Consider the following 7,589-nt stretch of genomic DNA (forward strand, 5'->3'; position numbering starts at 1 on the left):
ATATTGAGCAACTAGGGAGCATATTGTGAAACGATTTCATAATATCTTATTTGTTAGTAGTGGCATTAAAGACGAAACCGAAGCACTAAAACAGGCTTTACTCATCGCCAACGAGAGTGAAGCCTCTTTGAGCATATTGATAATCGGACCACAATTCCCCCAATCATTTAATCAATATAAGCGTTCTTATGAGTCCTTCCTAAAAGAGCATATCACTAAAACTATTGAAACAGCTAAAAGAGGCATTCCTGCACATCAACGAAAATGTGCCATTACCATTGATATTGAGTGGGAGAATGCACCAAGCATCCGTATCATTCAACACATTTTACGCTCCGCTCATGATTTACTCGTCAAAGCTGCAGAAGACACAAAAAATACTGCTGGTTTTAAAGCCTTAGATATGGCTTTATTACGTAAATGTCCCTGCCCTTTATTTTTACATCGTCCATTAAAGCATACTAAAGATATTCGCATTGCAGCAGCAATCGATACCGAACATGGAGGAAGTACTGGACAAGATTTAGCCATTAGCTTATTAAAATTAACCCAAAGTCTAGTAAATTATTATCATAGTGAATTTAGCGTGATTTCCTGTTGGGATTTGATTTTGGAGAACTTCATGCGTGATAGCGCTTGGCTTAAAATGTCACAATCAGAAATCGACACGATGCTTCTTGAAGAAAGTAATACCCATTTTCTTACTTTAAAAAAATTAATTGAAAAATCAGAGATTAAGGATAAGCCCACTATTTATCACTTAAAAGGGGATCCCACAGAAATGATCCCTATTACCGTACATGATAAACATATTGATATGTTAGTGATGGGCACTGTCGCACGCACTGGGATCTCTGGTTTTATTATCGGTAACACAGCAGAAAATATCTTGCAACAAATTGATTGCTCACTCTGGGCCTTAAAACCCATAGGCTTTATCTCCCCAGTAAAAGCCTATTAATATGTAGCCAAACTAACAACATCATCTAAAATTTCTTCCTTAACATTATTATGCCTTGGCTTAAACGATAGGAGAGGAATAGTCGTATTTTTATAGCTAAATGGCACTGGAGATGTCATCATCTTGATGAAGTGAGTATAAAATAAAGGCTTGTTAAACAAAGACATAGCCACTGTTACTGGATTACTATTCTTAGTAACCATAGTTTTAGCGGTCTCTAAATTGACCATTAAATGCAGCTGTTGATAATCGGCAATATTGGGATTAATCGCGATCATAGCAGCAAGCGAATCCCAGAAAAATAATTGAATGGCGACTTGTTTTTCACCCAAGGTTTCAAAGAAATAAGTTAACATCTCATAAGTCAATTTCAAAGCAGGATCTTTGCAAATACCGATTTTATTGTAAAACTCTTTTGTTAATGGCACTTGATTGGTGATATCCAAAGGAACCAACAAGAGCGGTATTTTTGCCTCAAACACTAATTTAGCAGCTAATGGATCAGCGTAAATATTCCATTCAGCTTCAGTATTTCCTGCATTAGGGGCTATATCGAGAATATTTCCCGTAACATGTATTGCCCCACCCATAATGACAATTCGTTCAATTTTCTTGATAGCCTCTGGATAGTGTTGTATTAATTCGGCGATGTTGGTTAGTGGCCCAGTAGCGATAATAGTGATTTTTTCATTACTGTTCATCAATGTTTCATAAATCAAAGTGACCGCATCATTTCTCACTTTAGACTTAGAAACTTCAGGCAAATTAATGCCCTTGAGTACATTATCTGCTTCTTCACGAATATAATCTGGGAATGGTGATCCAAATCCCCCCAAAGGTGTTTCACGACCATAAGCAACTGGAATCTCACACTCTGGAACAATATAATTGCAGACTCGCTCCATATTACGTGCTCCAATAAGACCATGCACTTCACCATAGACCAGAGTCACAGCACGCACATCACAGTGTTTTAATAACAGCATCAAGGCCATAACATCTTCATAAGCACCATCGCCATCATGAATCACTTTCATCCCATATTCTCCTTTTTTAAAACATTGAAACTCCTAGCTTCAGAACCATCTACAGTGACAGAAGAAAATTAATCGCTAAAATATTGCTACAAAAATTGGGAACACTAAAACGACGGATGTACTGATTCATATAACCAGTTTCTAAAGTAAAGCCAGAATTAAATTGATAACCTAAACCGATAAAAAACCGATTCTGATCAAAACCCTGGCTGTTCCTACCAGCATAATTGTTTTTATGCAAAAAAAGCTCATCACTACCAACAATACTCCAGCGTGGATGAACCTTTAAAGGAACTGCCAATTTCACAAATTGTCGTACACGATATATCGTTTTGAGGTTATTTTCCAAAAAACGCTGTTCCATACGCGTTCTACTCGTGAAGGTAGAATGAGCTAATTTTTTAACCCACAATAATTGTTGCCAAATTCTATTCTCCTCAAAAGGATGAGTCGTAAATGGCCTACCAGTGTAAATCCAGCCATATCCCACCCATAGACTAAGGTGATTAGTGAGTGCATAACCAAGCCCTGGACGTACTAATATTTGTGAAAAATGCCTACTGTCTTCGCCGATGCGCTCTTGGTTTTCCAACCAATAGCGAAAACGACTTGCTGTTTTATCCGCTTTATGGAATTTGCCTATTGCCGTTAGATTAGGCCATGTTTGAAAATCAGATTCAGTTGCTGCTTTCGTTTGAGCAGCAAGCATCATCCAAAACAATAAAAAACACCAAAATGCTTTCATGATTTAAATAACCCATACTAATGAACGAAGCTCATCTAAAATCAGGATCATAAACACCCATTTCCCAAGTAAACACATTAATTGCATCAAAAATGCTTACTCCATTTTTTATACATATTCATCCCATCAGCAGCATTTTTGGTGGTTCTTTTTGATTCTATACGTTTATTACTCGCATTGTAAGGGATATGAATTCTGTTCAACTGAAACCGACGCTCAAAGTATTTTTAGAGATAGCTCGAAAATGGGATACAAGGGGTATATAATCAGCCAATTTTGCAAATTTTAGAGGCTATAATAAATGACTGCTTCACTTAGCGATATCGCACATTTAGTCAATGGAGTAATCATCGGTGATGGCTTCATCCACATATCTTCATTATCTCCTATTGATAATATTGCCCCAGGCACATTAGTATTTGCAGACAGCAACGACAATTTCAAACGAGCAGAAGCATCGCAAGCGGCAGCAATCTTAGTGAATCAAGACATTACGGCCTCGGAAAAACCTTTAATTCAAGTTGCTCATCCTTTAAAAGCTTTTATTAGTTTATTGCATTATTTTAATCCTGCACCTAAATTGCAACCTAACATTCATCCCACTGCAGTAATTGGTGAAAACGTGCATATTGGTGAACACGTATTTATTGGGCCTTATGTGATTATCGAAGCTGGAAGTACCATTGGTGATCATTGCATTCTTAAAGGGCATATTCATATCGGTCAGAAGGTAACGCTTGGTGAATACACAACCATCTATCCACATGTAACTATTTATGATCACTGCCAAATCGGTGCCAGAGTAACAATCCATGCCTCAACAGTGGTTGGCTCTGACGGATTTGGTTATACTTTTGTTGATGGCCAGCACCTCAAGCTTCCTCATATTGGCCGCGTAGTGATTCATGACGATGTTGAAATTGGCGCCAACACAGCCATTGACCGTGCCACACTTGGCGATACCGTTATTGGTAAAGGCACCAAAATAGATAATTTAGTCCAGGTAGCACATTCCGTGAAGTTAGGAGAGCATAACATCCTGTGTGGATTCACCGGCATTGCTGGTAGTACCACTACGGGAGATAATGTCGTGTTTGCAGCAAACTGTGGTGTGAGTGATCATGTGCGTATCGATGATGGCGTTATCTTGGCTGCACGCTCTGGAGTGCCCCCACACAAACATTTGAAAGCAGGTAACATTTATTTAGGCAGCCCTGCTCGCCCTAAAGATTTGGCAATAAAACATGAGTTGTCTGTAACTCGCATTCCATTAATGCGTAAAAATCTTAAAGCATTATCAGAACAGGTTGCCGCATTAAGCAAGCAATTAGCCAAATTAGAAACGGAAGAATAAGTATGAATGCCCCTTTAATTCTCATTGATGGCTCTTCCTATTTTTTCAGAGCTTTTCATGCACTTCCACCACTGACCAATTCCAAAGGGCAACCAACGGGTGCAGTGTATGGCGTTGCCAATATGATCAAAAAACTCATTAAAGATTATCAGCCAACAGAGTTAGCTGTTGTTTTTGATGCCAAAGGAAAAACATTCAGAGAAGAATGGTACCCTGCCTATAAGGCTCATCGGCCGCCGATGCCACAAGAACTTAGCTCACAATTTCATCCATTAATTCAGTTATTAGAAGCTATGGGACTACCTATTTTAATGATTGAAGGTGTTGAGGCAGATGATGTGATTGGAACCTTAGCCCAACAAGCAACAGCGAAAGGCATGCCCGTCGTTATTTCCACTGGTGATAAAGACATGGCCCAACTGGTCAATGAACATGTCACACTCATTAACACCATGAGCAATTACACTATGGACATCAAAGGCGTTCAAGAAAAATTTGGCGTTGCTCCAGAACAAATTATTGATTATCTAACCTTGATTGGAGATACTTCAGATAACATCCCCGGAGTAACCAAATGCGGTCCCAAAACCGCAGTAAAATGGCTTTCTGAATACAAAACCTTAGATAATTTACTGGCACAAGCGGATACCATCACGGGTAAAATAGGCGAATATCTACGTGCCAGTATTCCACAACTCCCCTTGTCTAAAAAATTAGTCACCATTAAAACCGATTTGAGCTTGCCCTTGAACATCCATGAATTAAAACCAAGCACGGTAGATAAAGAGCAATTAATTACCCTTGTTCGTGAACTCGAATTTAAAAACTGGCTTAAGGAGCTTTTAGAACAAGAAGAAACCAATACAAGCCTTAAAAGCCCAGAGGCAAAATCCTCGTATGCTTCTTATGAATTGGTCACCAGTAAAGAGCGATTAGCCCAATGGTTGGAGCAATTAAAGCAATGCACCGAATTTTGTATAGATACAGAAACCACTAGTCTAGACATCATGCAAGCAGAAATAGTAGGTATTTCTCTGGCTATTGAAAGCTCAAAAGCCGCCTATATTCCTTTGGCACATATTGATAGTACACCACAATTATCTCGCGAAGAGGTGCTTAGCATATTAAAACCGATTCTCGAAAATCCGGACATAAAAAAGATTGGGCAAAACATCAAATATGATTATTCAGTGCTTAAAAATCATGGGATTAACTTACAAGGGATTACCTATGACACCATGCTCGAATCCTATATCCTCAACAGCAGCGCAGGCCGTCACGATATGGATAGTCTCTCGCTGAAATACCTGGGACATAAAACCATTACCTTTGAAGAAATTGCGGGAAAAGGAGCAAAACAGCTTCGTTTTGATCAAATTCCTGTAGATAAAGCCGGTGTTTACGCCGCCGAGGATGCAGACATTACCTTACAATTACATCATACTCTGTATCCAACAATGGAAGAATCTCTTAAAAAAGTATTTCATGAAATTGAAATGCCCTTAGTGCCTGTTCTTGCGGATATGGAGTTAAATGGTGTGCTTATTGATGCAATAACTTTAGAGCAACATGGCCATCGTTTAAAAGAGCGCATTAAAATCTTGGAAGAAGAAGCGATTCAATTGGCAGGAAGGCCTTTTAATCTCAGTTCGCCCAAACAATTACAAGACATTTTATTTGCAGAGCAAAAAATTCCCGTAATTGTCAAAACACCGACTGGGCAGCCATCAACAGCAGAGTCCGTGCTGCAAGAATTAGCCTTTGATTATCGTTTGGCAGCAGTTATTTTGGAGCATCGAGGGTTAACCAAATTGGTTTCTACTTATATTGATGCATTACCCAAGAAAATTAATCGGCAGACTGGGCGTGTACATACCTCGTATAATCAAGCAGTTGCTGCTACTGGCCGTCTGTCATCCAGTGAACCTAATTTGCAAAATATCCCCATTCGTAACGAAGAAGGCAGGCTTATTCGTACCGCATTTATTGCTTCTCCAGGGCAAGTTATTTTAGCAGCAGATTATTCGCAAATTGAATTACGCATTATGGCGCATTTATCACAAGACGAGAATTTACTAACTGCATTTGCTCATGGCTGGGATATTCATACAGCCACCGCTAGTGAAATTTTTCAAATACCACGAGACGAAATAACTGCAGAACACCGTCGCAGAGCCAAAGCAGTAAACTTCGGTTTAATTTATGGCATGTCTGCTTTTGGTTTAGCAAAGCAAATTGGAGTGGAACGTCAAGATGCTCAACGTTATATTGACACTTATTTCCAACGCTATCCCAAAGTCCTGGAATACATGAACCGCACAAAGCAGCAAGCTCATAAACAAGGTTACGTTGAAACTTTATTTGGCCGACGTTTATATCTTCCCGAAATTAATACGCGTAATATCATGCGCCAAAAAGCAGCAGAACGCACTGCGATTAATGCTCCCATGCAAGGTACTGCTGCTGATATCATTAAAAAAGCAATGATTGCTATTGCTCAATGGCAAAATACTCAAATTACTCCTGCTGCACGCATGATCATGCAAGTACATGATGAGTTGGTCTTTGAAGTAGCAACACAAAAGATTGCGGCAAGCTCTACCAAGATACGCCAATTGATGGAGCATACTGTAGAACTTTCAGTGCCTCTATTAGTCTCCATCGGCACAGGCACTAATTGGGATGCTGCTCATTAAATCGATACCCTAATTGCTTTTTGTGTGTATATGCTGCTTTTGTACCCTCTTTCTCTCTGTCATTAAGTTAAGGAAAATCGTAGGTTGGGCCCTGAGGGATCGACGCTTATTTAAAAATCCTTAAGTTGACACCATTGGGTTATGGCAATGGCACTTAATTTTGAAGGGTATTAAAAAATTAAATAGCTCGCGCCGCTCATTGACGTGAACGTTTGCCTGCCGCTTGCTTCCCCGAAGTGATTCGAGCCATTTTGGTCAACATGGAAACGATTCGTAGTACCAAGTGACGTGATGTTGTTAAGCTTATATTTTCATCGATCAAATTGAAATGCATACAGATGTCGAGAATACCGGCACATTCTGTTGCAGAACGTCTTGCCATTCGATAGAATCGAATTTTTTCATTCATAGAAAATTCTCCGGCTCCTTCTGCGATATTAAGTACTACTGAAGAACCTGCTCGTTGTAGTTGGTCATGGTATTCTACTGAAGTGTAGTTACTGAGAGCAACATTATTTCGGAAACGCAAACGGGCAGGCAAACGTTCACGTCAATGAGCGGCGCGAGCTATTTAATTTTTAATACCCTTCAAAATTAAGTGCGATTGCCATAAGTAGGTTGGTGCTAGATAAAGGATAAAACACTTCGAAGAGATGCTTACTTTTTATATTTCATATTTCTAAAGACGTTAAGAATTGGAACAATTTTGTATGAAGCATCCAGGCATCATCCACTGATTTCATGTGCGCGCTGAGCGCTGCTTGCCTAAAATCGTTAAACAAAACCTCAGGGGTAT

Annotated in this window: 6 protein-coding genes; 3 read left to right on the forward strand and 3 right to left on the reverse strand. The window is 39.4% G+C overall.

The genetic code is table 11. The features are described 5' to 3' along the window. Positions 1 to 25 precede the first annotated feature (25 nt). The gene (locus tag QM652_RS03090; protein WP_415072769.1) at positions 26 to 961 is read left to right on the forward strand and encodes a universal stress protein; all 936 of its coding nucleotides are present in this window, start codon (positions 26 to 28) and stop codon (positions 959 to 961) included. On the opposite strand, the gene QM652_RS03095 is transcribed toward QM652_RS03090, so the two are convergent. Then, positions 958 to 1,998 (reverse strand): nucleoside hydrolase, encoded by a 1,041-nt coding sequence (locus tag QM652_RS03095; protein ID WP_415072771.1) that lies wholly within the window; start codon positions 1,996 to 1,998, stop codon positions 958 to 960. The two genes, QM652_RS03090 and QM652_RS03095, sit on opposite strands and share 4 nt — an antisense overlap. A 49-nt stretch (positions 1,999 to 2,047) precedes the next feature. Next, a complete protein-coding gene (locus QM652_RS03100; RefSeq protein ID WP_415072773.1) occupies positions 2,048 to 2,743 on the reverse strand; it encodes a DUF2490 domain-containing protein in 696 nt (231 codons plus the stop codon). A gap of 301 nt (positions 2,744 to 3,044) precedes the next feature. On the opposite strand from QM652_RS03100, the gene lpxD reads away from it, so the two are divergent. Beyond that, positions 3,045 to 4,097 (forward strand): UDP-3-O-(3-hydroxymyristoyl)glucosamine N-acyltransferase, encoded by a 1,053-nt coding sequence (lpxD, locus tag QM652_RS03105; protein WP_415072775.1) that lies wholly within the window; start codon positions 3,045 to 3,047, stop codon positions 4,095 to 4,097. 2 nt (positions 4,098 to 4,099) lie between these two features. Next, positions 4,100 to 6,793, forward strand: a complete 2,694-nt coding sequence (gene polA, locus QM652_RS03110; RefSeq protein WP_415072777.1) for a DNA polymerase I — start codon at positions 4,100 to 4,102, stop codon at positions 6,791 to 6,793. 196 nt (positions 6,794 to 6,989) lie between these two features. Here polA and QM652_RS03115 read toward each other — a convergent pair whose 3' ends face one another. Continuing rightward, positions 6,990 to 7,334, reverse strand: coding sequence for a four helix bundle protein (locus QM652_RS03115; protein WP_415072779.1), 345 nt, complete (start codon positions 7,332 to 7,334; stop codon positions 6,990 to 6,992). Positions 7,335 to 7,589: the final 255 nt, after the last annotated feature.

It is taken from the genome of Legionella sp. (assembly GCF_047605385.1).
GTDB lineage: Bacteria > Pseudomonadota > Gammaproteobacteria > Legionellales > Legionellaceae > Legionella.